Origin of the sequence: Hydrogenophaga sp., assembly GCF_050182545.1 — a bacterium.
Classification (GTDB): Bacteria; Pseudomonadota; Gammaproteobacteria; order Burkholderiales; family Burkholderiaceae_C; genus Hydrogenophaga.
In genome coordinates, this window is the sequence record NZ_JBFXCD010000004.1 from 60,919 (window position 1) to 87,663 (window position 26,745).

At 66.3% G+C, this 26,745-nt stretch carries 26 protein-coding genes; 11 read left to right on the forward strand and 15 right to left on the reverse strand.

The window, feature by feature from the left end; genetic code table 11:
- The first annotated feature begins 26 nt into the window (after positions 1 to 26).
- Positions 27 to 1,046: a Rieske 2Fe-2S domain-containing protein gene (locus AB7P10_RS05785; protein WP_428292885.1), complete on the forward strand. Its 1,020-nt coding sequence runs from the start codon at positions 27 to 29 to the stop codon at positions 1,044 to 1,046.
- Between the two features lie 315 nt (positions 1,047 to 1,361).
- Here AB7P10_RS05785 and AB7P10_RS05790 read toward each other — a convergent pair whose 3' ends face one another.
- The 10 genes from AB7P10_RS05790 to AB7P10_RS05835 form a co-directional block, all read right to left on the reverse strand.
- Complete coding sequence (locus tag AB7P10_RS05790) at positions 1,362 to 1,838, reverse strand: nucleoside deaminase (RefSeq protein ID WP_428292886.1); 477 nt, start codon at positions 1,836 to 1,838, stop codon at positions 1,362 to 1,364.
- Entirely contained in the window at positions 1,835 to 2,602 is a 768-nt protein-coding gene (locus AB7P10_RS05795; RefSeq protein ID WP_428292887.1) for an ABC transporter permease, read from the reverse strand. The genes AB7P10_RS05790 and AB7P10_RS05795 overlap by 4 nt, the downstream gene beginning before the upstream one ends.
- Before the next feature lie 19 nt (positions 2,603 to 2,621).
- The gene (locus tag AB7P10_RS05800; protein ID WP_428292888.1) at positions 2,622 to 3,443 is read right to left on the reverse strand and encodes an ABC transporter ATP-binding protein; all 822 of its coding nucleotides are present in this window, start codon (positions 3,441 to 3,443) and stop codon (positions 2,622 to 2,624) included.
- 68 nt (positions 3,444 to 3,511) lie between these two features.
- Positions 3,512 to 4,546 carry an ABC transporter substrate-binding protein gene (locus tag AB7P10_RS05805; protein ID WP_428292889.1) on the reverse strand — a complete coding sequence of 345 codons (1,035 nt, stop codon included), beginning with the start codon at positions 4,544 to 4,546 and terminating at the stop codon, positions 3,512 to 3,514.
- A gap of 262 nt (positions 4,547 to 4,808) precedes the next feature.
- Positions 4,809 to 6,290, reverse strand: coding sequence for a nucleobase:cation symporter-2 family protein (locus AB7P10_RS05810; protein WP_428292890.1), 1,482 nt, complete (start codon positions 6,288 to 6,290; stop codon positions 4,809 to 4,811).
- A 327-nt stretch (positions 6,291 to 6,617) separates the two neighbouring features.
- Positions 6,618 to 8,906, reverse strand: coding sequence for an NADP-dependent malic enzyme (locus AB7P10_RS05815; RefSeq protein ID WP_428292891.1), 2,289 nt, complete (start codon positions 8,904 to 8,906; stop codon positions 6,618 to 6,620).
- A gap of 101 nt (positions 8,907 to 9,007) precedes the next feature.
- Positions 9,008 to 10,255 carry a M20 family metallopeptidase gene (locus tag AB7P10_RS05820; protein WP_428292892.1) on the reverse strand — a complete coding sequence of 416 codons (1,248 nt, stop codon included), beginning with the start codon at positions 10,253 to 10,255 and terminating at the stop codon, positions 9,008 to 9,010.
- Positions 10,256 to 10,261: 6 nt separating this feature from the next.
- Positions 10,262 to 12,046, reverse strand: coding sequence for a 2-oxo-4-hydroxy-4-carboxy-5-ureidoimidazoline decarboxylase (gene uraD, locus AB7P10_RS05825; RefSeq protein ID WP_428292893.1), 1,785 nt, complete (start codon positions 12,044 to 12,046; stop codon positions 10,262 to 10,264).
- Between the two features lie 10 nt (positions 12,047 to 12,056).
- Positions 12,057 to 13,010, reverse strand: coding sequence for an allantoinase PuuE (gene puuE, locus AB7P10_RS05830; RefSeq protein ID WP_428292894.1), 954 nt, complete (start codon positions 13,008 to 13,010; stop codon positions 12,057 to 12,059).
- Entirely contained in the window at positions 13,007 to 13,672 is a 666-nt protein-coding gene (locus tag AB7P10_RS05835; RefSeq protein WP_297647689.1) for a GntR family transcriptional regulator, read from the reverse strand. Before AB7P10_RS05835 ends, puuE begins: the two co-directional genes overlap by 4 nt.
- A 74-nt stretch (positions 13,673 to 13,746) precedes the next feature.
- On the opposite strand from AB7P10_RS05835, the gene uraH reads away from it, so the two are divergent.
- A complete protein-coding gene (gene uraH / locus AB7P10_RS05840; RefSeq protein ID WP_428292895.1) occupies positions 13,747 to 14,100 on the forward strand; it encodes a hydroxyisourate hydrolase in 354 nt (117 codons plus the stop codon).
- A gap of 61 nt (positions 14,101 to 14,161) precedes the next feature.
- On the opposite strand, the gene AB7P10_RS05845 is transcribed toward uraH, so the two are convergent.
- Entirely contained in the window at positions 14,162 to 14,701 is a 540-nt protein-coding gene (locus AB7P10_RS05845; protein ID WP_428292896.1) for a hypothetical protein, read from the reverse strand.
- Between the two features lie 177 nt (positions 14,702 to 14,878).
- Here AB7P10_RS05845 and xdhC point away from each other — a divergent pair, with 177 nt between their 5' ends.
- The 7 genes from xdhC to AB7P10_RS05880 all read left to right on the forward strand — a co-directional run bounded on the left by xdhC (position 14,879) and on the right by AB7P10_RS05880 (position 21,147).
- A complete protein-coding gene (gene xdhC / locus AB7P10_RS05850; RefSeq protein WP_428292897.1) occupies positions 14,879 to 15,721 on the forward strand; it encodes a xanthine dehydrogenase accessory protein XdhC in 843 nt (280 codons plus the stop codon).
- 147 nt (positions 15,722 to 15,868) lie between these two features.
- Positions 15,869 to 17,065, forward strand: coding sequence for a urate hydroxylase PuuD (locus AB7P10_RS05855; RefSeq protein ID WP_428292898.1), 1,197 nt, complete (start codon positions 15,869 to 15,871; stop codon positions 17,063 to 17,065).
- A gap of 80 nt (positions 17,066 to 17,145) precedes the next feature.
- Positions 17,146 to 18,252, forward strand: a complete 1,107-nt coding sequence (locus tag AB7P10_RS05860; RefSeq protein ID WP_428292899.1) for an S-(hydroxymethyl)glutathione dehydrogenase/class III alcohol dehydrogenase — start codon at positions 17,146 to 17,148, stop codon at positions 18,250 to 18,252.
- A complete protein-coding gene (gene fghA, locus AB7P10_RS05865) occupies positions 18,252 to 19,103 on the forward strand; it encodes an S-formylglutathione hydrolase (RefSeq protein ID WP_428292900.1) in 852 nt (283 codons plus the stop codon). The genes AB7P10_RS05860 and fghA overlap by 1 nt, the downstream gene beginning before the upstream one ends.
- Before the next feature lie 3 nt (positions 19,104 to 19,106).
- Positions 19,107 to 19,766, forward strand: a complete 660-nt coding sequence (locus AB7P10_RS05870) for an HAD family hydrolase (protein WP_428292901.1) — start codon at positions 19,107 to 19,109, stop codon at positions 19,764 to 19,766.
- 7 nt (positions 19,767 to 19,773) lie between these two features.
- The gene (locus AB7P10_RS05875; protein ID WP_428292902.1) at positions 19,774 to 20,154 is read left to right on the forward strand and encodes a Rieske (2Fe-2S) protein; all 381 of its coding nucleotides are present in this window, start codon (positions 19,774 to 19,776) and stop codon (positions 20,152 to 20,154) included.
- A gap of 12 nt (positions 20,155 to 20,166) precedes the next feature.
- Positions 20,167 to 21,147 carry a S49 family peptidase gene (locus tag AB7P10_RS05880; protein WP_428292903.1) on the forward strand — a complete coding sequence of 327 codons (981 nt, stop codon included), beginning with the start codon at positions 20,167 to 20,169 and terminating at the stop codon, positions 21,145 to 21,147.
- Here the strand turns inward: AB7P10_RS05880 and galE are convergent.
- Positions 21,135 to 22,166, reverse strand: coding sequence for a UDP-glucose 4-epimerase GalE (galE, locus tag AB7P10_RS05885; RefSeq protein ID WP_428292904.1), 1,032 nt, complete (start codon positions 22,164 to 22,166; stop codon positions 21,135 to 21,137). The genes AB7P10_RS05880 and galE overlap by 13 nt on opposite strands.
- A gap of 11 nt (positions 22,167 to 22,177) precedes the next feature.
- A complete protein-coding gene (locus AB7P10_RS05890) occupies positions 22,178 to 23,617 on the reverse strand; it encodes a mannose-1-phosphate guanylyltransferase/mannose-6-phosphate isomerase (protein WP_428292905.1) in 1,440 nt (479 codons plus the stop codon).
- Positions 23,618 to 23,751: 134 nt separating this feature from the next.
- Here AB7P10_RS05890 and galU point away from each other — a divergent pair, with 134 nt between their 5' ends.
- Positions 23,752 to 24,639: a UTP--glucose-1-phosphate uridylyltransferase GalU gene (galU, locus tag AB7P10_RS05895; RefSeq protein WP_428292906.1), complete on the forward strand. Its 888-nt coding sequence runs from the start codon at positions 23,752 to 23,754 to the stop codon at positions 24,637 to 24,639.
- A 13-nt stretch (positions 24,640 to 24,652) separates the two neighbouring features.
- Here galU and AB7P10_RS05900 read toward each other — a convergent pair whose 3' ends face one another.
- Positions 24,653 to 25,453 carry an SAM-dependent methyltransferase gene (locus tag AB7P10_RS05900; protein WP_428292907.1) on the reverse strand — a complete coding sequence of 267 codons (801 nt, stop codon included), beginning with the start codon at positions 25,451 to 25,453 and terminating at the stop codon, positions 24,653 to 24,655.
- Positions 25,450 to 26,064, reverse strand: coding sequence for a Maf family nucleotide pyrophosphatase (locus AB7P10_RS05905; RefSeq protein WP_428292908.1), 615 nt, complete (start codon positions 26,062 to 26,064; stop codon positions 25,450 to 25,452). The genes AB7P10_RS05900 and AB7P10_RS05905 overlap by 4 nt, the downstream gene beginning before the upstream one ends.
- Before the next feature lie 36 nt (positions 26,065 to 26,100).
- On the opposite strand from AB7P10_RS05905, the gene AB7P10_RS05910 reads away from it, so the two are divergent.
- Positions 26,101 to 26,664, forward strand: a complete 564-nt coding sequence (locus AB7P10_RS05910) for a YceD family protein (protein WP_428292909.1) — start codon at positions 26,101 to 26,103, stop codon at positions 26,662 to 26,664.
- Positions 26,665 to 26,745: the final 81 nt, after the last annotated feature.

The window sequence follows — 26,745 nt, forward strand, 5'->3', positions numbered from 1 at the left end:
CAAGCCATTTCTCTCAGGAGCGCTTCATGCTGGTCACCCAACAGCCCGTCTTCCGCCGTTACTGGCACGCCGTCATGCCGCTGACGATGCTGGCCGACGGCCCCCAACCTTTCACCCTGCTCGGCGAGAACATCGTTCTCTTCCTCGACGAACACGGTGAACCCGCCGCGCTGAAGGACCGCTGCTGCCACCGCACCGCCCGGCTGAGCAAGGGCTGGTGCAAGGATGGTCACATCCAGTGCGGTTACCACGGCTGGGTCTACAACCGCAGCGGCCGCGTGATCATGATTCCGCAGTACCCGCCCGAGCGCGAGATTCCGAAGGACTACGGCACGACGGCCTACCACTGCGTGGCGCGCTACGGCTATGCCTGGGTGGCGATGGAAGAGCCGGTGGCCGACATCCCGACCCTGCCGGAGTTCGGGGCCGCGGGCTGGCGCACGATCTTCCAGTTCTACGAGACCTGGAACACCAGCCCGGTGCGCGCGCTGGAAAATTCGTTCGACAACTCGCACTTCAGTTTCGTGCACCGCGCGACCTTTGGCGTGGCGGCCTCGCCGACGCCGAGCAAGTACGAACTGGTCGAGAACGAGGCGGGCTTCTACGCAGAGACGGTGATCGACGCGGTGAATCCGGAGAAATTCCAGCGCATCAGCGGCGTGAAGGACCCGATCACGCAGCGGCACATGCGCAATGCGTACTTCCAGCCGTTTTCGCGCCGGCTCGACATCGAGTACCCCAGCGGGGTGCGCCACGTCATCATCAATGCGTTCACGCCGATCGACGACGGCCGCATGCAGTTGTGCCAGTGGCTGTTCCGCAATGACACGGAGGAAGACTGCCCGGCGCAGATGCTGATCGATTTCGACGATGAGATCACGCGCGAGGACAAGGACATTCTGGAGTCGACCGATCCGGACGCGGTGGTGGATTTGCGGCGCAGGGGTGTGGAGTATTCGATGGACTCGGACCGGCCGGGGATTCTGATCCGGCGCAAGTTGATGGCGATGTTGTCCTCCGCTGGTGAGGTCGAAGTTCATCGCTGATGTGTGTGGATGTTCGCTGCGACGCGGTCGTTGCACCTCGCGGGGCAAGCGGGCGCGGGGTACTCCACTCCGCGGCTGTCCCCCGGCCCTGCTGCGCAGGGCCTCCTCCTTGATGCCGCTGCGTGGTGCACCCCGCCCCCGCGTGCCCGAAGTGACGTTGGAGCGCGCTCGCACCGCATGCCCCAGAGGTGGGAGGTGATCGGGGTGCCTGGCGTAGCGAAGTCAAGGAGGAGCCAAGGGCGTAGCCCTTGGCGGGGGACATGAGCGGAGTCAGGCACCCCGGTCGCCTCCCACCGGAGCCACCCGGAGACACACTCAGCGCGAAGCCCAGAACCCCTGATGTGGCTCCAGCATCTCGGCCTCCAGCTCAGGCACCGGCCCGATGACCTCGATGTGTTTCTGTCCCCGCGCCAGCACCTCACGGCAGGGCAGGGACAGGGTGGGGTTCTCCTCGTGGCTGCCGGTGAGTGCCAGCAGGGCTTCTTCACTCGCGCCATACACCACGCGCCCGATGTTGGCCCAGTAGAGCGTGCCCGTGCACATGGCACAGGGCTCGAAGGTCGTCACCAGGGTGCAGCGTGCCAGGTACGCGCCGGGATAGTTGTCCGCCGCCGTGCGCGCCAGCGTCGACTCCGCATGGTTCACCGTGTCGATGTTGCCCTGCTCCGCCAGCACAGTTTCCCCATCGGGTGCCACCAGCAGCGCGCCGAACGGATGCCGGCCCATGCTGGCCGCGCGGCGCGCCACGTCGTTGGCCCGGCGCAGGTGCTTCGCGACCTGTTCCGGACTCATGTGTTCTGGCTGCCCCGGTGCGCCCAGCCCGTCGTGTGCTTCTCGATGAAGCTGAACAGCTCGTACATCACCATGGCCATCACGCCCACCACCAGCAGGCCGCTGAACGCCAGACCCATCTGCATCGACGAACCGGCCGAGATCAGCAGGTAGCCAATGCCTTCGTTGGACGCGGTCATCTCCGACACCGTCGTGCCCACGAAGGCCAGCGTGATCGCCACCTTGAGCGAGCCGAAGAAGTAGGGCATGGAGCGCGGCAGGCCGACCTTGATCAGCACGTCCCAGCGCTTGGCGCCGAGCACGCGCAGCACGTCCTCCAGCTCGGGTTCGAGCGTGGCCAGACCGGTGGCGATGTTCACCATGATGGGGAAAAAGCTGATCAGGAAAGCCGTGAGGATGGCCGGGCCCACGCCGATGCCGAACCACACGACCAGGATGGGCACGAAGGCCGCCTTGGGCAGGGCGTTGAAGGCCGTCATGAGCGGGTAGACGGCCGCATAGGCCAGGCGCGAGCTGCCGATCAGGAAGCCCAGCAGCACGCCGACCACGATGGCGATGCCGAAGCCCGCCATGGTGACCCAGAACGTGCGCCAGGCGTGGCCCAGGATGGTGACCTTGTGTTCCAGCGTCTGTTCCCAGATGCGCGAAGGGCTGGGGAAGATGAACTCCGAGACGCCGAAGCCGCTCGTGATGACTTCCCAGATGACGATGATCGCCAGCAGCAGCAGCAGCGGCGACCAGCGTTCCATGTGTTTTTGTTTCATGCAGGGGTTCCTTCAGCGCTCACTGGTTGACGGGAGTGCGCATGGCACCGATGTGGCCGCGCAGTTCGAGCACGATGTCGGAAAACTCCTTGGTGTAGGTCACCTCCAGGTCGCGTGTGCGCGGGATCGGAATCTCGCGCTGGACCACGAAGCGCCCGGGGCTCTTGCTCATGCAGTACACCGTGTCGGCCAGGAAGACCGATTCACGCAGGTCGTGCGTGACCAGGATGACGTTGAAGCGCTGCGCTTCCCACAGGTCGCGCAGCGTGCACCAGAGTTCCTCCCGCGTGAACGCGTCGAGCGCGCCAAAGGGTTCGTCCAGCAGCAGCATCTTGGGTTCGTGGATCAGCGCGCGGCAGATGCTGGCGCGCTGCTGCATGCCGCCCGAGAGTTCCCAGGGAAACTTCTTCTCCATGCCGCCCAGGCCCACGCTGGCCAGCAGCTTCTTCGCGCGCTCCTCGTACTCCTTGCGGCGGTCCTTGAACTGGCTGCGGTAGGGCTCCACGATCTCCAGGGGCAGCAGCACGTTGTCCAGCGTGGTGCGCCAGGGCAGCAGCGAAGGCGCCTGGAAGGCCATGCCGGAAATCTTGAGCGGGCCCGTGACGGGTTGGCCGTCGATGCGGATCTTCCCCATGCTGGGCATGCGCAGCCCTGTGGTGAGCTTCATGAAGGTGGACTTGCCGCAGCCCGAGGGACCGACGATGGCGATGAACTCACCGCGTTTCACCTGCAGGTTGATGTCCTCCACCGCGAAGATGTTCTTCGCCAGCAGGTCGTCGTTGTAGGCCAGCCAGACCTGGTCGAAATCGACGAAAGGCTGTTCGCCGGGGGTGTCTTGCATGGGATCTTCCTGAAAAAAAGGCCAGCCGCCGCAGGGAGGCTGGCCCGGGCCAGAGGCCTTGGATGCGCTTACTTCTTCGCGGGCGGCAGGATGTTGAGGTCCGCCGCGGCAGGCAGCATCGAACCGTTCCAGACGGCGGCCGGGTCGATGCGGGTCTTGGTGTTGTAGGCATCGGACACCTGGGAGGCCATCAGCGAGAGGCGACCCGGGTTGACCTGGCCGAAGCCTTCCTTGCGCGCGTCCGGGCTGGCGATCACGGAGTCGATGGCCATGGCCAGGCGGCGGGTCTCCAGCGGCACGTTGATGATGCCGTCGCGCGCCTTCACGGTTTCGATGCTGGCAGCGGGGTTGGCCATGACTTCCTTGGCGCCCTTGGCGAACGCGGTGAGGAAGGCTTTCACGGCGGCCGGGTTCTCCTTGATCATCTTCGGCGAGGCAATGATGACGTTGCCATACAGCTTCACGCCGTAGTCACCGTAAGGCATGATGACCACGTCCTCGGGCTTGACGCCGCGCGCTTCCAGGTTGAGCAGCGAGGTGAACGAGAAGCCGGTGATGGCGTCGATGTCGCCGCGCACCAGCATGGTCTCGCGCAGCGGCGGGTCCATCGAGGTCCAGTTGGCGGTCGTGATGTTGTTGGCCTTCTGGAAGATCGGGTAGGCCTTGCGGCCCGCGTCGAACACCGGCGCGCCGAGCTTCTTGCCGTTGAGGTCGGCGGGCTTGGTGATGCCGCTCTTCTTGAGCGCGAGCACCGCTGCCGGCGTGTTGTTGTAGACCATCATCACGGCCACCGGCTTGTTCGGGGCGTCCGGGTTGTTGGCGTGGAATTCCATCAGGGCGGCCAGGTCGGCAAAGCCCATGTCGTAGCTGCCCGAAGCCACGCGCGTGACGGTGCCGCCCGAGCCGTTGCCGGAGTCGATCGTCACGTCCAGGCCCGCGGCCTTGAAGTAGCCCTTGGCGGCGGGTTGCAGGAACAGCGCGGCGGGGCCTTCGAAGCGCCAGTCAAGCTGGAACTTGATGGGCGTCTGCGCGTGGGCGCTGCCGCCAAAGGCAGCGGCGGCGAGCAGCGCGGCGGTGAGCTTGATGAGGTGGCGCTTGTTCATGGTTTCTCCTGTGAAATTCGAAGTGGGAGGCGTGTCGTACTGTGAGCAATAAGGGTGCCAACCGCGCAGGGCGGCGTCGGCGGCCGCAGGACGTCTTTTGAGCACAGAATGTGTATACAGATTCTTGCCGCGCGGGCATGGGGCGTCATCGAGACTAACCCTGAATGGTGCGCACCACATTGGGGCTTGCACCAGATTGGAAGTGCGTTGCCCATGAAAAAGGCCCCGCGCAGGGGGCCTTTCTCAAGCGAGGCGAAGACGCTCAGTGCGCGTCGGCCTGCTTCGCCGCGTGGATGGCCGCGGTGGCGTCACCCCGGCTGCCGTTGAAATACAGGTTGAGCGCCACGGCGCTGATCGAGGTCAGCAGGATGCCCGACTCGATCAGCGGGTGGATGGCATGCGGCATCCACTGCTTGAAGTTCGGCGCGACCAGCGGGATCATGCCGAAGCCGATGGAGACCGCCACGATGAAGAGGTTGTTGCGGTTGCCCTTGTAGTCCACGCCGGCCAGGATGCGAATGCCGGTGGCCGCCACCATGCCGAACATCACCAGCCCCGCGCCGCCGAGCACGAAGGTGGGCAGGGACTCGACCAGCGCGGCCATCTTGGGCAGCAGGCCGAGCACGATCAGGATGACGCCGCCGGCCACGCAGACGAAGCGGCTCTTGACGCCGGTGACGCCGACCAGGCCCACGTTCTGCGAAAAGCTGGTGTAGGGAAAGGTGTTGAAGATGCCGCCGATGAGCGTGCCCAGTCCATCGGTGCGCAGGCCGGCGGTGAGCGCCTTCTGGTCGATCTTGCGCTCGGTCATGTCGCCCAGCGCGAGGAACATGCCGGTGGACTCGATCATCACCACGATCATCACCAGGCTCATGGTGAGGATGAGGATGGGGTCGAAGACCGGGGCGGCGATCTCGAAGGGCAGCACCAGGTCGAACCAGTTCGCCTTGCCGACCTTGTCGAAGTTCATCAGGCCGGCGGCGGTGGCGATCACACCGCCGATGACGATGCCCAGCAGCACCGAGATATTGGCGATGAAGCCCCGGGCGTATTTCGCGATCAGCAGGATGGCGGCAAGCACCACGGCCGCGATGGCAATGTGGGGCGCCTGCGCGTAGGCCGGGTTGGGCACGCTGCCCACGATGGCCATGCCCTGCGGCACGGCGGGTACGGCGCCGCTGGCCGCGGCCTGCTTCACGGTGTCGAGCCACTGCAGGTGCTCGGGGTTGGGAATGCTGGGCGCAGTCGGGCCGAAGGGGTTGCCGAAGATCCAGTTGATGCCGATGCGCATGAGGCTGATGCCGATCACCGCGATGATGGTGCCGGTGACCACGGGCGGGAAGAAGCGCAGCATGCGGCTGACAATGGGTGCGATCAAGATCGACACCACGCCCGCGCCGATGATGGAGCCGAAGATCAGGCCCGCGCCCTGCACGCCCGGGTTGCTGCTGGCCATGGCGACCATGGGCGCCACGGAGGCGAAGGTCACGCCCATCATCACCGGCAGCTTGATGCCGAACCACTGCGTGGCGCCGAGCGACTGGATGAGCGTGACCAGGCCGCAGCAGAACAGGTCGGCCGAGATCAGCATCGCCACCTGCTCGGGGCTGAGCTTGAGCGCACGGCCCACGATGAGGGGAACGGCGACCGCGCCGGCGTACATCACCAGCACGTGCTGCAGGCCGAGCGCGGTGAGCTTGCCGGTGGGCAGGACTTCATCAACCGGGTGGACGGGGGTGGACATGGAGGGCTCCTTGAGGGCTGTACGGGCTTCAATGCATGCAAAACTGTATACAGTTTATGTGTACGTTCTGATGATGGGGAGCTAGGGGAAACCCGGTTTCTGACTGGCGGCGTGTTCTCGCTGTCGTGGCTCCGGTCGTCGGTGCCGAGGGGGAAGGGCTCCGCGACTGTCCCCCGAGTCGGCTGCGCCGCCTCTCCTCCTTGATGTCGCTGCGCCCTTCCCCCTCGGCACCGACGACCTCTCTGGTGCTCGCATCGCGAGCACGGCGAGGCACAGGCGAAAAAAAAGGGGGACGCCTCGGCGTCCCTTGGGGTGGTGCGTGCGCGCTCAGTTGCGGGTGGTGGTACTCGCCGCTGCCAGCGCCGTCATGTTGAGCACGCGGCGCACGGTGGCCGCCGGCGTGAGGATGTGCACTGGCGCCGCCGAGCCCATGAGCACCGGGCCCACGGTGACGCCGCCGCTGGCGGTGGTCTTCATCACGTTGTAGAGGATGTTGGCCGCGTCCAGGTTGGGGCAGATCAGCAGGTTGGCCGCGCCGGAGAGCGTGGTCTCGGCCAGGTAGGCGTGGCGGATTTCGGGCTGCAGCGCGGCGTCGCCGTGCAGTTCGCCGTCGCACTCGATGCCCGGGTGAGCGGCCACGAACAGGTCGCGCGCGCGCGCCATCTTGCGCGCCGAAGCGCGCTTGCTCGACCCATAGCTGGAATGCGAGAGAAAGGCCACCTGCGGCGGCAGGCCGAAGCGCTGCACTTCCTGCGCGGCCATCCAGGCAATCTCGGCCAGCTCCTCGGCGCTCGGGTCGTCGTTGACGTAGGTGTCGGCGATGAAGATCGGGCCGCGCTGCGTCATGAGCGCATTGACCGCCGCGTACAGCCCGGCACCTTCGCGGCGCCCCAGCACATGGTCGATGCGCTCCAGGTGCGTCATGTAGCTGCCCACCAGGCCGCAGATGAGCGCGTCGGCGTCACCCAGCGAGAGCATGAGCGAACCGATGATGGTGTTGGAGCGGCGCACCGCGGCCTTGGCGACCTCGGGCGTGGCGCCCTCGCGGCCCATGAGCTGGTGGTAGTGCTCCCAGTACTGGCGAAAGCGCGGGTCGTCCTCTGGGTTGACGTTCTGCACGTCGTGGCCGAGCTTCATGCGCAATCCGGCCTTGGCGATGCGCGCCTCGATCACGGCCGGGCGGCCGATCAGGATGGGCAGGGCGACCTGGTCGTCGATCGCCATTTGCGCGGCGCGCAGCGCGCGTTCGTCCTCGCCGTCCGCGTAGGCCACGCGCGCCTTCTTCGCTTGCGCCTTCGCGGCGTTGAACACCGGCTGCATCAGGATGCCGGTCTGGTAGACGAAGCGGCCGAGCTGCTGGCGGTAGGCGTCCATGTCGGCGATGGGTCGCGTGGCCACGCCGGAGTCCGCCGCGGCCTGCGCCACGGCGGGCGCAATGCGCAGGATCAGGCGCGAGTCGAACGGCTTGGGAATCAGGTATTCGGGGCCGAAGCTGAGGTCCTGTCCGGCGTAGGCACTGGCGACCTCGTCGCTGGTCTCGCTCTTGGCGAGGTCGGCAATCTGGCGCACGCAGGCCAGCTTCATCTCCTCGGTGATGCGCGTGGCGCCGCAGTCGAGTGCACCGCGGAAGATGTAGGGGAAGCACAGGACGTTGTTGACCTGGTTGGGGTAGTCGCTGCGGCCGGTGGCGATGATGCAGTCGGGCCGCACGGCCTTGGCCAGTTCAGGCCGGATCTCGGGCTCGGGGTTGGCCAGCGCAAGCACGATCGGCTTCGGCCCCATGGTCTTCATCATCTCGGCGGTGAGCACGCCTGGCGCCGAGCAGCCAAGGAACACGTCGGCGCCATCCACCGCGTCGGCCAGGGTGCGCTTGTCGGTTTTCTGCGCGTAGCGGGCCTTGGATTCGTCGTAGCCGCCGGCACGGCCTTCGTGCACCACGCCCTTGGAGTCGCAAACGTAGATGTGCTCGCGCTTGACGCCCAGGCCGACCATCACGTCCAGGCAGGCGATGGCGGCAGCGCCCGCGCCGCTCACGGCGAGCCTGACCGAGGCGATGTCCTTGCCCACCAGTTCCAGGCCGTTGAGCAGGGCGGCCGCCGAGATGATGGCCGTGCCGTGCTGGTCGTCGTGGAACACCGGAATGCCCATGCGCTCGCGCAGCTTCTTCTCGATGTAGAAGCACTCGGGTGCCTTGATGTCTTCGAGGTTGATGCCACCCAGCGTGGGCTCGAGCGCGGCGATGATCTCGACCAGCTTGTCCGGGTCCTTTTCGTCGAGCTCGATGTCGAACACGTCGATGCCGGCGAACTTCTTGAACAGGCAGCCCTTGCCCTCCATCACGGGCTTGGCCGCCAGCGGGCCGATGTCGCCCAGGCCGAGCACGGCCGTGCCGTTGGTGACCACACCCACGAGGTTGCCGCGCGAGGTGTACTCGGCCGCCTTGGCGGGGTCGGCTTCTATCGCCAGGCAGGGATACGCCACGCCTGGCGAGTAGGCCAGAGAGAGGTCACGCTGGTTGGACAGCGGCTTGGTGGGAGTGACGGCAATCTTGCCGCGAGAAGGCGTGCGGTGGTACTCGAACGCGGCGTCGCGCAGGGCTTGTTCGGCAGGTGTCATGTTGTCTCCAGGGGGCATGAATGCGTGTTCATTGTGTCACGCGCACGGCCCTGCCGCGCTCCGACCGGCGCGGTGTTTCACGGGTGATTCCACAGGGGAATTCAGCGGGTTTGCAGAAGATCGAACAGCGTGCGCGCGATCACCTTGGTGGCTCGGCGCAGGTCTTCCAGCACCAGGTGCTCGTCGGCGCGTTTGGCGTTTGATTCGCGCACGGTGCGCGGGCCCGCGCCGTAGATCACACCGGGGATGCCACGCTCGACATACAGACGCACGTCGGTGTAGAGCGGCGTGCCCACGGCGGGAATGGTCTCGCCGAAGACGGCCTGGCCGTGCTTCTGGATCGCCTGCACCAGCGGCTGGTTGCCGGGCAGCGGTTTCATGGCGCGCGCGAGCAGGATGCGGCGCACATCGACCTTGAGCTCCCTGCCGCCACGCGGCGGCTGATAGCTCGCGGCCGCCTGCTCGATGGTGCGACGCAGGGACGCCTCCACCTCGGCGGGGTCTTCCTCGGGGATCATGCGGCGGTCGATCTTGAGCAGCACCTTGCCGGGAATCACGTTGGTGTTGGTGCCGCCGCTGATCTGTCCGACGTTGAGGTACGGATGGGTGATGCCTTCGACGTTCGAGCTGATCTTGAGGTAGTCGGCGTTGAGTGCGTACAGCGCGTTGAGGATGTGCGTGGCCCCCTGCAGCGCATCGGTGCCGCTGTCGGGAATGGCGGCGTGCGCCATGTCGCCGTGCACCGTCACCTCCAGCTGCAGGCAACCGTTGTGTGCCACCACCACCTGGTAGCTGAAGCCGGCGGCGATCATCAGGTCGGGCTTGGTCAGGCCCTTGTTCAGCAGCCAGTCGGGGCCGACCTCGCCGCCGTATTCCTCGTCGTAGGTCACGTGCAGTTCCACGCCGCCCGCGAGCTTCGCGCCCAGCGATTCCAGTGCGCGGATGGCGAAGCTGAAGCTGGCGATGTCGCACTTGCTCACGGCGGTGGCGCGGCCATAGATCCTGCCGTCGACGACCTCGCCGCCATACGGGTCGTGCGTCCAGCCTTCGCCCGGTGGCACCACGTCGCCGTGGGCATTGAGCGCAATGGTCCGGCCCTGGCCGTAGGGACGGCGCACGATTAGGTTGGTGATGCTTTGCAGGCCGGCGGCCTGCACCTCGGCCGCGGGCACGGCATGCTTCTCGGCCTGCAGGCCCATGGCGGCCAGCAGTTCGGCGGTGCGATCGGCGTGCGGCGCGTTGTTGCCCGGTGGCGTGTCGGTGGGCACGCGCACGAGTTCCTGCAGGAAGCGCACTTCCTCGTCAAAGTGGGCGTCGATCCAGGCGTCAAGTTGCTGTTCGTGTGTCATCGGGGTTCAAGGCTGATGTTCGGTGGCGAGTTGATCGAGCAGGTGCGAGAAGGCGTTCACGCAGAGTTCCATGTCATCGCTGGTGGTGGATTCCAGCGGGTTATGGCTGATGCCACTGTTGAGGCCGCGCACGAAGAGCATGGCCTGCGGCATCACCTCGTGCAGCTTCATCGCGTCGTGGCCGGCGCCGCTGGGCATGCGGTGCAGTGGCACGCCCTGCGCGTCCACGGCGCGCTCCCAGCGCGCCTGCCACGCGGGCGCGCTCGGTGCTGCGGCTGCGCGCATGGTTTCTTCCGTCTTGAGGCCGATGCCGCGCCGCTCGCAGATGGCGCGCAACTGCCCGAGGATGTCGCGTTCCAGTGCATCGCGCTGCGCGTCGCTGGGCGCGCGCAGGTCGAGCGAGAACAGGCAGCGACCCGGCACCACGTTGATCGAGCCACCGGGCACCTGCAGCATGCCGATGGTGGCCACCGAGTTGCCGTCGGCGCTGGCGCGTTGTTCCGCGTAGAGCGCGAGCTCGGCCACGGCGCTGGCGGCATCGCGACGCCGGTCCATGGGCGTGGTGCCGGCGTGGCTGGCCATGCCGATGGCTTCGCAGAGGTAACGCACGCTGGCGTTGATGGAGGTGACCACGCCCAGCGGCAGGTCCATCTCGTTGAGCACCGGCCCCTGTTCGATGTGCACCTCGACGAAGCCCAGATACTTCGACGGGTCGCGTTTCAGTGCGTGGATGGCGTCCGGCGTGGCGGGCAGGCCGGCGTGCTGCATGGCCGCGCGCATGGTCACGCCTTCAGCGTCCTGCTGGTCGAGCCAGGCCGGGTTGAAGTGGCCGGTGAGCGCACCCGAACCCAGGAAGGTGGCCTTGTAGCGCTGGCCTTCCTCCTCCGCGAAACCCACGACCTCGAAAGCAAAGGGCAGGCGCCTGCCCTGGGCATGAAGGTGCCGCACGCAGGCCATGGGCACGAAGATGCCCAGGCGTCCGTCGTACTTGCCACCGTTGCGAACCGTGTCGTAGTGGCTGCCGGTGAGCAGGGCCGGGGCTTGCGGCGAGGTTCCCAGGTATCTGCCCACCACATTGCCCACCGCATCGATGTTCACTTCGTCGAACCCGCACTCGCGCATGCGTGCCGCCAGGTCGGCGGCGCAGGCCCGGTGCGCGTCCGTCAAGTAGGTCACCGTGAGCTGGCCTTGTTCGGCAAAGCCGGGGTCGCTGTGGCGCGCCAGGTCCTCGTGCCAGTCCCAGACCGCGTTGCCGATGGCGGGTTCAAAGCCGAACTTGTCGTTGAGACGGATCTCGGCAATGCGGTGGATGTTGCGCAGGCACTCGGCTCGCTCGAAGTCCACCGGGTTGCCCAGGCGGCGTTCGAACGTGGCGATGATCTCGCGCTTGGTCAGACCCGTGCCCCGCGGTCCGCGCACCGCCAGGATGAACGGGAAGCCGAACTTCGCGTTGTAGTCGGCATTGAGCTGCTGGATGTGCGCGAACTCCGCGGGCGTGCAGTTCGTCAGCCCGGCCTTCGTCTGTTCGTTGGTGGACTCGGCGGTGAGCGACTGGCTCACCATGGCTTTGCCCGCGAGTTCGGGGTGGGCGCGAATCAGTGCGAGCTGAGCGTCAACGTCCGCTTGCGCGAGCACAGTCACCATGGCGTGTTTCAGTGCGGCCAGCGAGGCAAAGGGGCGCTGCGCCAGCGCCTGCTGCGCGATCCAGGGCGAATGCTCGTACAGGCCGTCGAGCATCTGCGCGGCCTCGGCCAGCGGTGCGTGGTTGAGTTGTTCCAGGGTGATGGGCATGGCGGTGATCTCAGGCGACGGGCGCCGGGTGCGTGGCTTTCCAGTGGCGCGCAATGTCGATGCGGCGCGCCACCCAGACCTGGTCGTGTTGCTGGATGTGGTCGAGGAAGCGCTGCAGGGCGGTGATGCGACCGGGCCGGCCGAGCAGGCGGCAGTGCATGCCGATGCTCATCATCTTCGGGCGGTCCAGCCCGCCCGGGTCGCCTTCCGCGTACAGCGCGTCGAACGTGTCCTTCATGTACTGGAAGAACGGGTCCGCATGCGAATAGCCCTGGGGCAGCGCAAAGCGCATGTCGTTGCAGTCCAGCGTGTAGGGCACGATGAGCTGGTGCGCGTCGCTGCCGTTGGTCCTGCGCACCTTCATCCAGAAGGGCAGGTCGTCGCCGTAGTAATCGCTGTCGTACTCAAAGCCGCCGTGGTCGGCCACAAGGCGGCGCGTGTTCGGGCTGTCGCGCCCGGTGTACCAGCCCAGCGGCCGGCTGCCGGTGAGGCGCTCGATGATCTGCATGGCCTGCGCCATGTGGGCGCGCTCGGTCGCTTCGTCCACGTTCTGGTAGTGGATCCACTTCAGACCGTGGCAGGCGATGTCGTGCCCCAGGTCGACGAACGCGGCGGTCACGTCCGGGCTGCGCTGCAGCGCGGTGGCCACGCCGAAAACGGTGAGCGGCAGGCCGCGCCGCTCGAACTCGCGCAGGATGCGCCAGACACCCGCGCGCGAGCCGTATTCGTAGATGCCCTCCATGCTGATGTGCCGCGCAGGAAAGGCCGCCGGGTTGAACATCTCGGAGAGGAACTGCTCGGACGCGTCGTCGCCGTGCAGCACGCTGTTCTCGCCACCCTCTTCATAGTTCAGCACGAACTGCACGGCGATGCGCGCGCCGTTCGGCCAGCGCACGTGCGGCACATCGCGGCCGTAGCCAGCCAGGTCGCGGGGGTAGGAAGCCGTGGAGTCGTACAGGGTCATGACAGCGCCATCGAAATGTCGTTGGTGGGGACCTTGCGGTCGAAGGTCAGGTTTTCCTCGACGTGCAGCAGGTGCTCGTTCATCAGTCGCACCGCCAGTTCCTCATCGCGCGCTGCCAGGGCCTTGACGATGTCGGCGTGCTCTTCGCTGGAATGCTCGGCCGCTTGATTGCTCTGGTACATGAGGGTGATCAGCGCGCAGCGCGAGATGAGTTCGCGCAGCAGTTCCGCCAGCACCTGGTTGCCCATGAGTTCGGCCATGCGCACGTGGAAGTCGCCCAGGAGTTCGGTGCGCCCGGCGACGTCCTCGTTGGTCACCGCGAGCTTTTCCTGTGCCACGTGCTCGCGCAGTGCCTTGATCTTGGCGTTGGTGACGGTCTTGACGAAAGTGCGGGTCATCTCCACCTCAAGCATGCGGCGCACGGCGAACACCTGTTGCGCTTCCTGCACCGAGGGGGTGGCCACGAAGGCGCCGCGCGCGGGCTCCAGCCGGATCAGCCGGTTCTGCGACAGCTGGAACAGGGCCTGGCGCACCAGCGTGCGCGAGACGCCGAAATGGTCGGCCAGTTTCTGCTCCGCCAGCTTGGTGCCGGGGTGCAGGCGGTGTTCCACGATGGCCCGCGTGAGCGACTCGACAATGTGCAGTGTGCTGGAGGTTTCCATGCGGGCATCATATCCAGAAAAACAAAAAGTGTATACACTTTCGGTCGACCATCAACACTGGAAGGACGCATGACATGGGTTTGAGTACACACGTTCTGGACACCATGCACGGCTGCCCCGCCGCCGGCATGGTGGTGGAGTTGCACACCACGAATGGTGACCAGGCCACTTTGGTCAAGCGCTTCACGCTCAATGCCGACGGCCGCAATCCCGACGGCATGCTGTACGACCACGCCAATCTGAAGGTCGGCACCTACCGACTGGTTTTTGACGTGAAGGGCTACTTTGCGGCGCGGGGCGTGGCGCTGCCCGAGCCCAATTTCCTCGACCGCGTGGCGCTCGACTTCGGTGTGGCGCATGCGGACCAGCATTACCACGTGCCGCTGCTGGTGAGCCCGTGGAGCTATTCAACCTACCGGGGCAGTTGAACAGGGACAAAAAAAGCCCGCCGGGTGGCGGGCTTTCAGGATGGCGCGGTGATTGCGCTATTCAGCGGTCACGCTGGCCTTCGGTGAGCGTGTCGAGCTGGAACTGGCCGCTTTCGTGCCAGAGCCAGGTGTCGGTGTAGCTCACGCTGCCCATGCGCACCGGCGCCGGGAAGGGTGCCGCCGCGCGCACAGTGCGCTCGATCTCGATGCGGCTGCCGGCGTGGCTGGGCGGGCGCAGCCAGTCCATCCGACGGATGTTGCCGAGTTCGTCGATGTCGAGCCGCATGACGCCCACACCCTGCAGCAGCGGGGGCATCTTGCCTTTGTAGATGCGGTGGCTGTTGTTGCCGTAGATGTGGCGCGCGCCGTCCTTGCGGTAGTCCAAGGGCGAGACGGCGTGCGACACCAGCTTCGGCGTGGGACGCACGCTGACCGGCGGAGGTGGTGCCGGCACGGGGGCGGGCGGTGGAGGTGGTGGCGGGGGGGGAGGTGGCGGCAGCGGCGCGGCGCAGGCGGCCAGCAGGGCGGCGGTGCAGACGCCTGCCCAGCCCCAGGGGGTGCGGGGCTGGGCTGGGCGGGGTGCGGGTTCGATGTGTCTCATGTGGGCAGACCTGTTTGGCTGAACGGGCGCCAGGCGTTGGACTTCGAGCGGACCATATGGCTAGGCGGATGGAGTGTATGGGCGATTTCGACAGGGCGTGGGTACAGTACGGCGGATACTGGTCGACCTTGGCTGCGATTACGTATCCATACAAATTATTTGACGTCGACGCCACAGATGTTTGCAGAGCTTGAAGCCTTTCTGGCGCGTCTGGCGACGGAGCGCGCCGTCCTCGTGACAGTCGGTTCGACACGAGGTTCGGTGCCGCGCGAATCGGGCGCGTGGATGGCGGTTTTCCCAACAGCGATGGGCGGTGTGATCGGAACGATCGGCGGCGGGCACCTGGAATGGGACGCGCTGCGCCAGGCGCGCGAAGCTCTGGCGCGCCCGCCCCAGGCCGCACCGGCCACCTGGGAGCATGCGGTCGTGCTCGGTCCGAGCCTGGGGCAGTGCTGCGGGGGCGCGCTGGTGCTGCGCTTCGAAATGGTGGACTGCGCCCACGCCGAGGCCTTGCGCCAACGACTGGTCAGCGGTTGCGTGCCGCTGGCCCTGTTCGGCGGCGGGCACGTGGGGCGCGCACTGGTGCAGGCGCTGACGCCGCTGCCCTTTGACGTGACCTGGATCGACAGCCGCGACGAGGTGTTCCCGCAAAACGTGCCCGTTCATGTGCGCACGGAACACTCGGACCCGGTGCAGGCAGCGGTGCGCGATCTCGCAGCGGGATCGCGCGTGCTCGTCATGAGCTTTTCGCACGCCGAGGATCTGGACATCGTCGCGGCCTGTCTGCTGCGGCTGCGCGAGCGCGCGGACCTCGGCTTCATCGGACTCATCGGCAGCGCCACCAAGTGGGCCACTTTCCGCAGCCGCTTGCGCCAGCGCGGATTCAGTGACGACGAGCTGGCCCGCGTGACCTGCCCGATCGGGCTGCCGGGTATCACAGGCAAGCAGCCCGCCGTGATCGCCGCGGCCGTCGTGGCGCAGTTGTTGCTTGATGCGCAGGCCGATCCTGGCGGTGGTTGACCGCTTGAATGTTTTCAAAAACTGTATACACTTTGGGCGACCGGTCGCAGCGGCGCAGGTGTTCTGACGACACCCGATCGCGGCCCTCAGACGACTCAGAGCGCCCGCGGTGGTGAGTCGCAAGTCCTGACCTTGCCTTGAGGTGCCATGGAAACCTATCTGCTCGACTGGGCCAATCTGCTGTTGCGCTGGCTGCACGTGATCGTCGCCATCGCCTGGATCGGCTCCTCCTTCTACTTCGTCTTTCTCGACAGCAGCCTCACGCCACCCGAGGATGAACAGCTGAAGAAGGATGGTGTCAGCGGTGAGCTCTGGGCCGTGCACGGTGGCGGCTTCTACCACCCGGTGAAGTTCGCGGTCTCGCCGCCGAAGCTGCCCGACCACCTGCACTGGTTCTACTGGGAGAGCTATTCCACCTGGCTCTCGGGCTTTGCGCTGTTTCTCATCTCATACCTCTGGAGCCCCAGCGTCTACCTGATCGATCCCAAGGTGTTCGCCTGGTCGCCCGCCGCAGCCATCAGCACCGCGCTGGCCTTTCTGGTGGTGTTCTGGCTGCTGTACGACGCCATCTGCCGCACGCTGGGCCAGAAGAACAACGGCGACGCCAAGGTCGGCGCGCTGGTGCTGGCGCTGGTGTGCGTGGCGGCCTGGCTGGCCACGCAGCTGTTCGCCGGGCGTGCCGCCTTCCTGCTGATGGGCGCGATGATTGCGACGGCCATGAGCGCCAATGTGTTCTTCTGGATCATCCCGGGCCAGCGCACCGTGGTGGCCGACCTCAAGGCCGGTCGGCCGGTCGATCCGATCCACGGCCAGCGCGGCAAGCAGCGCAGCGTGCACAACACCTATTTCACGCTACCGGTGCTGTTCGCGATGCTGAGCAACCACTACAGCTTCACCTACACGCACGAGTACAACTGGCTGATCCTGATCGGCATGATGTTCGCGGGTGCGGCGATCCGCCAGTTCTTCGTCATGCGGCACGGCTTCAAGCTGGGTCGCAACCCGCACCCCTGGCCCTATGCGGCCGCCGGCGTGGTGGTGCTGGTCGCGTTGATCGTCTGGCTCAGGCCGGCACCCGTGCAGGCCGTGGCCGTGCCCGACACCGTGAGCTATGCGCAACTCAAGCCGGTGCTGGAGCAGCGCTGCGTGATGTGCCACGGCGAGGCGCTGCAGTCCAAGAACGTGCGGCTGGACACACCGGAGGGGCTGGCGCAGCACGCTCAGGCGGTCTACCAGCAGGTGGTGGTGACGCGTCTCATGCCGATGAACAACGCCACCGGTTTGACCGAGGAAGAGCGCGCGCTGATCGGGCAGTGGTTCAAGGGCGGCGCAAAGATCGAGTGAAGCGCGGACGGCGCGTGCGAAGGGTATGTGAACTGCGGTAACCTCGTGGCCGATTTCACAAACTCCGAGCGAGACGCACCATGAAAACGCAAGCCGCCGTGGCCTGGAAATCAGGCCAGCCCCTGACGATTGAAACCGTGGACCTGGAGGGGCCGAAGTTCGGCGAAGTGCTGGTGGAGATCAAGGCCACCGGCATCTGCCACACCGACTACTACACGCTCTCGGGCGCCGACCCTGAAGGGATCTTCCCGGCCATCCTGGGCCACGAAGGCGCGGGCGTCGTGGTCGACGTGGGGCCGGGCGTGACCTCGCTCAAGAAGGGTGACCATGTCATCCCGCTCTACACGCCCGAGTGCCGCCAGTGCAAGTTCTGCCTGAGCCGCAAGACCAACCTCTGCCAGCTCATCCGTGGCACGCAGGGCAAGGGCCTGATGCCCGACGCCACCAGCCGCTTCAGCCTCGACGGCAAGCCCATCTTCCACTACATGGGCACCAGCACCTTCAGCAACTACACCGTGGCGGCCGAGATATCGCTGGCGAAGATCCGCGAAGACGCGCCGTTCGACAAGGTCTGCTACATCGGCTGCGGCGTCACCACCGGCATCGGCGCGGTGATCTTCACCGCGAAGGTGGAGGCGGGTGCCAACGTGGTGGTGTTCGGTCTGGGGGGCATCGGCCTGAACGTGATCCAGGGCGCGAAGATGGTGGGCGCCGACAAGATCATCGGCATTGACCTCAATCCCGAGCGCGAGGCCATGGCGCGCAAGTTTGGCATGACGCACTTCCTCAACCCCAAGGACCACGAGAACATCGTCGATGCCATCGTGCAGCTCACCGACGGTGGCGCCGACTACTCGTTCGAGTGCATCGGCAACACCAAGGTGATGCGTCAGGCGCTGGAGTGCACGCACAAGGGCTGGGGCCGCAGCATCATCATCGGCGTGGCGGAGGCGGGCGCCGAGATCAGCACGCGACCGTTCCAGCTCGTCACCGGCCGCAAGTGGGAGGGTTCCGCCTTTGGCGGCGCGCGCGGCCGCACGGACGTGCCGAAGATCGTCGACTGGTACATGGAAGGCAAGATCAATATCGACGACCTCATCACCCACAAGCTCAAGCTGGCCGACATCAACGAGGGCTTTGCGCTGATGAAACGCGGCGAGTCCATCCGCAGCGTCGTGGAGTTCTGATGACGGCGGTCTTCGAGACGTTGAGCGAGCACCGCTGTTTCGGTGGTGTGCAGGGCTTCTACCGGCACGCTTCGACCGAGACTGGCCTGCCGATGAAGTTCGGCGTGTTCGTGCCACCGCAGGCTGCGCGGGGACCGGTGCCGGTTCTGTTCTTTCTTGCGGGCCTCACCTGCACGGAAGAGACCTTTGCCATCAAGGCCGGTGCGCAGCGTGTCGCTGCCGAGCTCGGCCTCATGCTGGTGACGCCTGACACCAGCCCGCGCGACACCGGCATTGCAGAGGCCAGCGCGGCCTGGGACTTTGGCCACGGCGCGGGCTTCTACCTTGACGCCACCGCGGCGCCCTGGGCGAAATACTTTCGAATGGAGAGCTGGGTCACCCGCGAGTTGCGCGAGCTGGTGCTGGGGGCGTTCCCCGCGAAGGCCGATGGCGTGGGCATCTTCGGCCATTCCATGGGCGGGCACGGTGCGCTCACGCTGGCGCTGCGCCACCCAGGCTTGTACCAGAGCGTGTCCGCGTTCGCGCCAATAGCCGCTCCCATGCAATGCCCCTGGGGAGAGAAGGCGTTCACCGGCTACCTGGGGGCGGATCGCGGTGGCTGGGCCACGCACGACGCCACCGAACTCGTGAAGGCCGGGCACAAGGCCCCTGCGCTGCTGGTCGACCAGGGCCTGGCCGACAACTTCCTCGCCACGCAACTGCACCCGCAGCTGTTCGAGGCGGCCTGTGCCCATGCCGGCCAGCCGCTCACGCTGCGCCGGCACGAAGGGTACGACCATGGCTATTACTTCATCGCGTCGTTTATCGGAGATCACCTGCGCCACCATGCGCAGGCGCTCGCCATGCCCTGACCCATGCGCCCCCGCCAGTTTGACCTCATCGCCTTCGACTGGGACGGCACCCTGTTCGATTCCACCGCCCTGATTGCGCGCTGCATCCAGGCGGCAGTGGTGGACGTGGGCGGCACGCCGCCCTCCTGCGAAGCCGCCAGCTACGTGATCGGCATGGGCCTGATGCAGGCCCTGGCGCATGCTGCGCCCGACGTGCCTCCCGAAAAATACCCCTTGCTGGGCCAGCGCTACCGGCATCACTACCTGGCGCAGCAGCATGACCTGAGTCTGTTCGATGGGGTGTTGCCCTTGCTGGCCGAGCTCAAGAGCCGCCATCACTGGTTGGCTGTCGCCACGGGCAAGAGCCGCGCGGGGCTGAACGAGGTGCTGCACACAGTGGAACTGCAGGGTGTGTTTGACGGCTCGCGCACGGCCGACGAGACCGCCGGCAAGCCGAATCCGCGCATGCTGCACGAGCTCATGCGCGAATTTGGCGTGGAGCCCGAGCGCACGCTCATGATCGGCGACACCACCCACGACCTGCAGATGGCGGTGAATGCCGGTTGCGCCAGCGTGGGTGTGAGCTATGGCGCCCACGAACCGGCCACGTTCGCTGTGCTCGAACCTCTGCACGTGGCGCATTCAGTGCGCGAACTGCATCACTGGCTGAATCAGAACGCCTGAGGATGCCATGAGCACGTCGGCCGACGATCCGGTTTACGCACTGTGCAACAGCGGTGACCTGGTCGATGGTGGGCGGGCGGTGTCGTTCGACGTGGTGTACGCCGGCCAGACCTGCCGGGCATTTGCCATCCGCTATGAGGGGCGCGCGCATGCCTATCTGAACCGCTGCGCCCACGTGGCGATGGAGATGGACTGGCAGCCGGACCGCTTCTTCGACGACAGTGGGCGCTGGCTGCTGTGCGCCACGCACGGCGCGGTCTACGAGCCGGACACCGGAGACTGCAAGGGGGGACCCTGCCGCGGCGGGCTGGTCAAGATCGAACTGGTCGAGCACGGCGGGGTGGTGCACTGGCGGTCACAATACCACCTCAAACCCCCCGAATTCTGAAAACGCCCGACCATGAACGACGACTTTCCCGGCCCTTCCGCCCACACCGCCAGTGATCGCGCCCAGGAGGTGGCCTGGGAGCGCGCCACGCTCGAAAAGCTCGTGTTCGCGACGATTCGCGAACAGCAGGCCGCGCGCCGCTGGAAGATGTTCACCCGACTGATGTGGCTGGCGATCCTGGGCGCGATCGTCTGGTTCGTTTACACCAGCGACAAGGCCACCTCGGTCAGCACGCCGCACACGGCGGTGGTTGACGTCAAGGGCGAGATCGCCAGCGGCGCCGAGGCCAGCGCCGAATACGTGGTGGCATCGCTGCGCTCGGCATTTGAGGACGAGGGCGCGCAGGCGGTGGTGCTGCTGATCAACTCGCCCGGCGGCAGCCCGGTGCAGGCCGGCATCATCAACGATGAGATCACGCGCCTCAAGGGGCTGCACAACAAGAAGGTTTATGCGGTGGTCGAGGAAACCTGTGCCTCTGCCGCCTATTACATCGCTGCGGCGGCCGACGACATCTATGTGGACAAGGCCAGCCTGGTGGGCAGCATCGGCGTGCTCATGGACGGCTTTGGGTTCACCGGCCTGATGGACAAGCTCGGCATCGAGCGCCGGCTCATGACCGCCGGGGCGAACAAGGGCATGCTCGATCCGTTCAGCCCGCTGGACGAAAACCAGCGCGCCTACATGCAGCAGATGCTGGGCGAAATTCATGCCCAGTTCATCGAGGTGGTGAAGAAGGGCCGGGGTGACCGCCTCAAGGACAACGGCGATACCTTCAGCGGTCTGGTGTGGAACGGTCAGCAGGCGGTGAAACTGGGCCTGGCCGATGGCCTGGGCAATCTCGACTACGTGGCGCGCGAAATCGTCAAGGCCGAGGACATCGTGGACTACACGCAGCGCGAGAACGTGGGCTTGCGTCTGGCCAAGCGATTCGGTGCCAGTGTGGGCGAAGGCATCTTTTTCGCGGCTCGCGCCGCGGGTGTTCAGCTGCGGTAGCCCGAAGGGTTGCCGTGCTGCCAGCGCCAGGCGTCGGCGCACATGTCGTCCAGTGTGTGCCGTGCCTGCCAGCCCAGCAACTGGCGGGCGCGAGCCGGGTCGGCCCAGCACTGGGCCACGTCGCCGGCGCGGCGCGGCGCAATCCGGTAGGGCACCGTGCGGCCGCTGGCCTTCTCGAACGCGCGCACCACCTCGAGCACGCTGTGGCCGCGGCCGGTGCCCAGGTTCACCGTGAAGCTCTCGCCCCGGCCCAGCAGCGCCTTGAGCGCGGCCAGATGGCCCACGGCCAGGTCCTGCACGTGGATGAAGTCGCGCACGCCGGTGCCGTCGGGCGTGGGGTAGTCGTTGCCGTACACGTTGAGGTGCTCGCGCTGCCCCACCGCCACCTGCGCCACGTAGGGCATGAGGTTGTTGGGAATGCCGGCCGGGTCTTCGCCGATCAGGCCGCTCGGGTGGGCGCCCACCGGGTTGAAGTAGCGCAGGGTGCCCACGCGCCAGGCCGGGCGGGCAGCGCACAGGGCACCGAGCATGTCCTCGATGACCAGCTTGCTGTGGCCGTAGGGGTTGGTGTGGCTGCGCGGGAAGTCTTCGGTGATCGGCACCGAGGCCGGATCACCGTACACCGTGGCGCTGCTGGAGAACACCAGGGTGGGTGGGTTCGAGGCGTCTTCCGCGTGCACGGTTTCCATTGCGCGCAGCAGGCTGACCGCGCCACCGATGTTGTTGTGGAAGTATTTCAACGGTTGCGCCACGCTTTCGCCCACGGCCTTGTCGCCCGCGAAATGCACCACGCCCACCGGGCGGTGGCGGCGCAGCACCTCTTCCAGCCAGGGCGTGTCGAGCACGTCGCCGCGTTCCAGTGGCAATGCCCGGCCGGTGATGTGCGCCAGGCGATCCAGCACCACCGGGTGGCTGTTGGCGAAGTTGTCCAGCACCACGGGTTCGAAGCCGGCCTCGATCAGGGCAATCGCGGTGTGGCTGCCGATGTAGCCCGCGCCGCCGGTGAGCAGGATTTTCATGGGACCCGCCGTCACGTCTTGCCGGGGGTGTTGGATTGACGGCCGTAGACGTCATCCAGTCGCACGATGTCGTCTTCGCCCAGGTAGCTGCCCGACTGCACCTCGATCATCTCCAGCGCCATCTTGCCCGGGTTGTGCAGCCGGTGCACCTCGCCTATGGGAATGTAGGTCGACTGGTTCTCGGACAGCAGGTAGACCTCCTGACCGCGGGTGATCTCGGCCGTTCCCTTGACGATGATCCAGTGCTCGGCGCGGTGGTGGTGCTTCTGCAGGCTGAGCGATGCGCCGGGTTTCACGCCGATGCGCTTGACCTGAAAGCGTTCGCCCATGTCGACGCTGTCGTACCAGCCCCAGGGACGTGCCACGCGGCGGTGCATGGCGGCCTGCGGAATCTTGCGCTGTGATAGCAAGGCCACCACGTCCTTGACCTGTTCGGCGTGGTCGCGCTGGGCCACCAGCAGGGCATCGGGCGTGTCGATGATCAGCAGGTCCTGCGTGCCCAGGGCCACCACGGTGCGACCGGGTGCGTGGATGAAGGTGTTGCGCGCGTTCAGCACATGGCCCTGGCCGGTGACGCGGTTGCCGTCTCCGTCGGCCTGGCTCAGTTCGGCCACGGCGTTCCAGCTGCCCACGTCGCTCCATTGGCCCTGAAAGGGCACCACGGCCACCTCATCGTGTGGCTCCATCACGGCGTAGTCAATGCTTTGAGAGCGGCACGCGAGAAAGGCGCCTGCCTCGGGGCGCACGAAGCGGATCTGCCCCACGGTGTCTTGTCGGGGCTGCACCATGGCGGTCCTGCAGGCTTGCAAGATGTCGGGGGCGTGCTGGGCGAGCGCGGCGATCAGGGTGCTGGCGCGGGTCAGGAAAATGCCCGCGTTCCACAGCACATTGCCCTGCAACAACAAAGCCTGCGCCGCGTCGGGCGCGGGCTTCTCGATGAAGCGGGCCACGGTGCGGCTGCCGTCGGCGCGGTCATCGCCTTGCTGGATGTACCCATAGGCGCTGCTGGGAAAACTGGGCACCACGCCGAAAGTGACGATGGCGCCCGCCTCGGCGGCCGTCACGCCCTGTCGCACGGTCCGGGCGAACGCCGTGGCGTCGGGGATGTGGTGGTCGGATGGGCAGAACAGCAACAGGGGGTCGGCCTCTTCCGTAGAGCGGGCCAGCAGCGCCGCGAGTGCCATGGCCGCGGCAGTGTTGCGCGCGGCGGGCTCCAGCAGGACCTGGCCAGGAATCTTCTCCGCCTCGATGGCGTCGGCCACCAGAAAACGGTGATCTTCTGACGCCACACAGACCACCGGGTTGTCGCACCAGGCCAGCCGGTCCAGGGTGAGCTGCAGCAGGCTCTTGTCACCCACCAGCGGCACAAACTGTTTCGGAAAACTTTGGCGGCTCAACGGCCACAGGCGGGTGCCGGAGCCGCCGCAAAGAATGACGGGGGTGATGCTCATACGCGGTGTGACGGTGAAGGCGCGCCGCGCAGGCTGCGCGGGCAACGCGGACCAGTGTAGCGGCTCTGTGCCGCTCACATGATCGGTATCATGGGTGGCCGATTCACCTTTGCTGTCTGGGAGATAGTGCACACATGATGACGATTCGAAAAGCCGTGTTCCCCGTGGGTGGCCTGGGCACCCGCTTTCTGCCCGCCACCAAGGCCATCCCCAAGGAGATGCTGCCGGTGGTGGACAAGCCCCTGATCCAGTATGCGGTGGAGGAGGCCTACGCGGCGGGCATCCGCGAGATGATCTTTGTCACCGGTCGCCACAAGCGCGCCATCGAGGACCATTTCGACACAGCGTACGAGCTGGAAATGGAGCTCGAAGCCGCTGGCAAGAGCGCGCTGCTGCAACTGGTGCATTCCATCAAGCCCGACGACATGGATTGCTTCTATGTGCGCCAGCCGCGGGCCCTGGGCCTGGGGCATGCGGTGCTCTGCGCCGAGCGTCTGGTGGGCAATGAGCCGTTTGCGGTGCTGCTGGCCGACGACCTGATGATGGGCAGGAACCAGGCCCAGGGAGGCCCCACCGTGCTTCAGCAGATGGTGCAAGCCTACGAATCGAGCCCCGGTACCGTGCTCGCGGTTCAGGATGTGCCCCGCGAGGAAACGCGCCGCTATGGCGTGGTCGACGTGCTCGGTGCATCGCAGGCGCTGGCCGAGGTGTTCGCCATGGTGGAGAAGCCGGCGCCCGAAGCGGCACCGTCGACCCTTGCGGTGGCTGGGCGCTATGTGCTCACGCCCGCAGTGTTCGAGAGCATCCGTCGCCAGCCGCGCGGTGCGGGCGGAGAGATCCAGCTCACCGATGGCATTGCCGCTCTCATCGGCAAGGAAAAGGTGCAGTCGTACCGCTATGAGGGTCAGCGCTACGACTGCGGCAGCAAGGAAGGTTTTCTGGAGGCCACGATCGACCTGGCCCTGGCCAACGCCGAGCTCAGTGGCTCCGTGCGTGCCCATCTCGGGCGCCTCGGGCTCTGAGGCGCGCGGCCAATCACCTTCCGAGCAGGAAGACGCTCGGTGCGTCCAGCGGCAGGCTTGCCCTCAGCCGCTGATCCCGTTTCCATTCGCTCACCAGCGCGCTGCGGCAGGTTTGCTGTGGCAGTGTGAGCGCGCCGCACACGGCCAGTCGGGTGTGGGGATGCAGCGTCTGCAGCAATGCCTGGAGCAAGCTGGTGTTGCGATAAGGGGTTTCGATGAACATCTGCGTCTGCCCGGTTTTGAGCGCCAGCGTTTCCAGTTCGCGCAGGCGCCGGGCCCGTTCGCCGGGCTCCTGCGCCACGTAGCCCACAAAAGCGAAGTTCTGCCCATTGAGCCCGCTCGCGGCCAGTGCGAGCATCAGCGAGACCGGGCCGGTAAGTGGAACCACTCGCAGGCCCAGTGCGTGGGCGGCCCGGACGATGGAACTGCCCGGGTCCGCGATGGCGGGCATGCCGGCTTCGCTGATCAAGCCCACGTCGTGGCCAAGCAGCGCGGGCGCCAGCAGCGCGCGCGCGGCGGCGTCACCGGCGGCTTCCGGGGCGTGGTCGCCCTTCTTGTGTGCTGCACGGGGCAGTTCGGTGATGTGTTGGGTCTGCAACGGCGCGGCCAGTGGCATGACGTCGTTCACCCGCTTGAGAAACGCGCGCGTGCTCTTGGCGTTTTCCGTGATCCAGTGCGTGAGGCGGCCAGCGATGGCCAGGGTTTCGGCTGGCAACCATTCACCGGGCGGGGCCGCTGTTTCCAGGTCCATGCCGAAGTCCAGCGGCGTGGGAACCAGATAAAGCGTGCCCTGCTTCTTGATGGGGGCGCTCACAGTATCTTCACCCCCGCTGCCCGGATCATGTGGCAGGTGCGTATCAGCGGCAATCCCACCAGCGCGGTTGGGTCGTCGTTGTCGATGCGCTCCAGCAAGGCGATCCCGAGACCCTCGCTCTTGGCACTGCCCGCGCAGTCGTAGGGCTGCTCGGCGTGCAGATAGTGTTCGATTTCGTCGTCGCTCAGATTGCGAAACACCACGCGCACCGCGGCGATGTCGCTGCGCTCGAATCCGGTGGCCTGGCAGACCACAGCCAGCGCGGTTTGAAATACCACGGTCTGGCCCCGCATGCGCTGTAGCTGCGCCACGGCGCGTGCGTGCGTGCCCGGTTTGCCCAGCGGCTCCCCCTGTAAATCGGCCACCTGATCGCTTCCGATTACCACCGCCTCAGGACGAATTCGCGCCACGTCATGGGCCTTGGCAAGTGCCAGGCGCAGCGCCAGGTCGGCCGGCTTTTCGCCCGCTTCGGGCGTCTCGTCCACGTTGGGGGCGATTGCCTCGAACGGCACCCCGAGGCGGGACAGCAGCGCATGCCGGTAGCGCGACGTGGAGCCGAGGATGAGCGCGCGCGACGGTGCGGGCGAAGACGTAGTTCTGGCAAGTGTCATCCCGGTATTCTCCCCGCATTCTTTTACACTGCCCGGATGAAAAACGCCCCCAAGATCGTCTGGAACCCCCGACGCCTGGACATGCGTGCATTTGCCCAGGCGGGGGCGAGTCTGCAAGCCGAGGAGCAGCTCTCGACGTTTGCGCGCCTGCATGCCGAACGGGCGCCGGACGCATCGGTCGCATCGGAGTCGGTCCGCTGGTTGGCACGGGGAGAGATGCGACCAGGGGCCAGCGGAGACGAGCCTGAGGCCTGGCTGCTCTTGCAGGTGGATGTGCGCATGCCTCTGACCTGTCAGCGTTGCCTGGGTCCAGTGGACGTGCCCCTGACGGTGGAGCGCTGGTTCCGGTTCGTGGCGGACGAGGCGACCGCCGAGGCGCAGGACGATGACTCCGAAGAAGACCTGCTGGCCCTGGAACCCCGCCCCAACCTGCTGGATGTGCTGGAAGACGAGATGCTGATGGCCCTGCCGCTTGTGCCCATGCACGAGGTCTGCCCAATTCCGGTCCGGATGCAGGTGGGTGATGTCGATGAGGCGGCGGACGATGCTGCCCCGGTACCGCAAAACCCGTTTGCCGAACTGGCACGGTTGAAAAAATGACACCTGCAGGCCCAGTAAGGCCGCAGTTGTTGGTGTGGCTGCCTTCGGGCTATAATGCTTGGCTTTGCGCTGGCATCCATT